Genomic DNA, 1,526 nt, shown 5'->3' with positions numbered 1-1,526 from the left:
CGCGTCGTTACCATGTCGATCACTTCGCAAATCACACTTCCGCTTCGCGTTGCCTGTCTTGCCAACTCATGCATTTCATGAAACATATGCATTACTGATCAAATGCAACTTCAGTCTGCTTGAAACCCGCAATCAGTTGTTCGACTTCAACCGAAATCCGTGTTCGGCTTCGCCGAAATACGCACAAGTGCAAATGCTTTCGCATACGCGCACGCGGTGAAGTAGGCGCTTTCCCTAATATAAAGGTCCATTTACTTTGGAGAAGACCATGGGATGTCAATGTTCTGGAGGTGTGAGTATTTTTTCTTCCAATACGCCCCATAATGATTTCACTGCCGAGGTTTCGCCATCGGCGACGCCTATCCGCCACGGTCCGACCAGAGCGGAAACATTTGGCCAATCGCCTCTGGCGCATCTGCAACGCCGTACACCTCGCACGCATTCTCCGACACCCGCGGCTCCACGCTCGCCGTTGCCACAGCGCGTCGAACAACAGATCGGTAGCGCCCTGATCAGCATGAACAGGGAAATTGGCCGCCTGATTCAGCAGACATCTCATACGCGAGCCCTGCGCGGGCAGAACGAGGCAGCGCGTGGGTTGCAACGTCAACTTCAAAGTCGACTCGCAGGTAACGTGCGAGAGGGGGGGGCGGATGACTTCCGCAGTCGCATCGATAGAATCACGGCGCAGGTTGATCGTTACCGTGCGTTCATGGCGCAGGGTGATCGTCAACGTGCGGAGGAAAGCCAGCAGCTTATACGGCAGCGTGAACAGGTCGGGCGCGTGTTCGAGTTTGAAGCCAACACCGACAACTATTCACAGCCATTCGACCAATCGGCACGATCTGCGTCGCCATCCATGTACGGGCGCATACCCTCGTTGAGGGGGGCGTCGGACGACAGTGACAACTGATTGCGGGTTTCAAGCAGACTGAAGTTGCATTTGATCAGTAATGCATATGTTTCATGAAATGCATGAGTTGGCAAGACAGGTAACGCGAAGCGGAAGTGTGATTTGCGAAGTGATCGACATGGTAACGACGCGCGCGGCCATGGCGCAATGCGCCGGCGAAGTAGCGACAGGCCGCCCTGAGGGCCGCGATCAGCTGCGGCAGTAGTGCCTCAGGTTGATCATCGTGTAGGCGAGCGTCTTGAGCGCGTAGTGCACGGCACTGATGCGTTCGAAGCGCAGCAGCAGGCGGCGGAAGGTGTCCTCCCAGGCGAACACGCGCTCGATGGTGCTGAAGCGCTCCGCGAAGATGGCCGCGTCGAAATGCCGTCTGCGACCGCGCTTCGGTGCCTTGCGCCCACGCGGGTTCTCGGGAATGTTGGGCCTCATGCCGCGGTTGAAGATCGCACGGCGGTTTTCGCGGCAGTCGTAGACGCCATCCAGACTGACGGTTGAGCCCTGCAGGTTCGCACCAATGGCGCGCGCCATGGCGGTGACATGGCGGTGAGTTTGGGCAGCGCGTCACGCAGCAGGGGTGATTCGTTGCGATTGCCCGGCGCCGTCACGAATGGCGCGA

At 57.9% G+C, this 1,526-nt stretch carries 2 protein-coding genes; one reads left to right on the top strand and one right to left on the bottom strand.

Annotated features, from left to right (window positions below; all coding sequences use genetic code 11):
- Nucleotides 1–256: 256 nt before the first annotated feature.
- A complete protein-coding gene (locus EVC45_RS44540) occupies nt 257–913 on the top strand; it encodes a hypothetical protein (RefSeq protein ID WP_211193607.1) in 657 nt (218 codons plus the stop codon).
- Nucleotides 914–1,102: 189 nt separating this feature from the next.
- Here EVC45_RS44540 and EVC45_RS44535 read toward each other — a convergent pair whose 3' ends face one another.
- Nucleotides 1,103–1,438, bottom strand: a complete 336-nt coding sequence (locus EVC45_RS44535) for a transposase (protein ID WP_129964340.1) — start codon at nt 1,436–1,438, stop codon at nt 1,103–1,105.
- Nucleotides 1,439–1,526: the final 88 nt, after the last annotated feature.

The sequence above is a fragment of the Paraburkholderia sp. UYCP14C genome (genome assembly GCF_004197395.1).
GTDB lineage: Bacteria > Pseudomonadota > Gammaproteobacteria > Burkholderiales > Burkholderiaceae > Paraburkholderia.
The sequence above is the reverse complement of the archived record's forward strand: the minus strand, read 5'-3'. Positions and strand labels throughout refer to the sequence as shown.

What these genes read in the sequence shown, in the direction of transcription:
- EVC45_RS44535 (WP_129964340.1), bottom strand. Translation starts at nt 1,438, where the DNA reads ATGGCGCGCGCCATTGGTGCGAACCTGCAGGGCTCAACCGTCAGTCTG.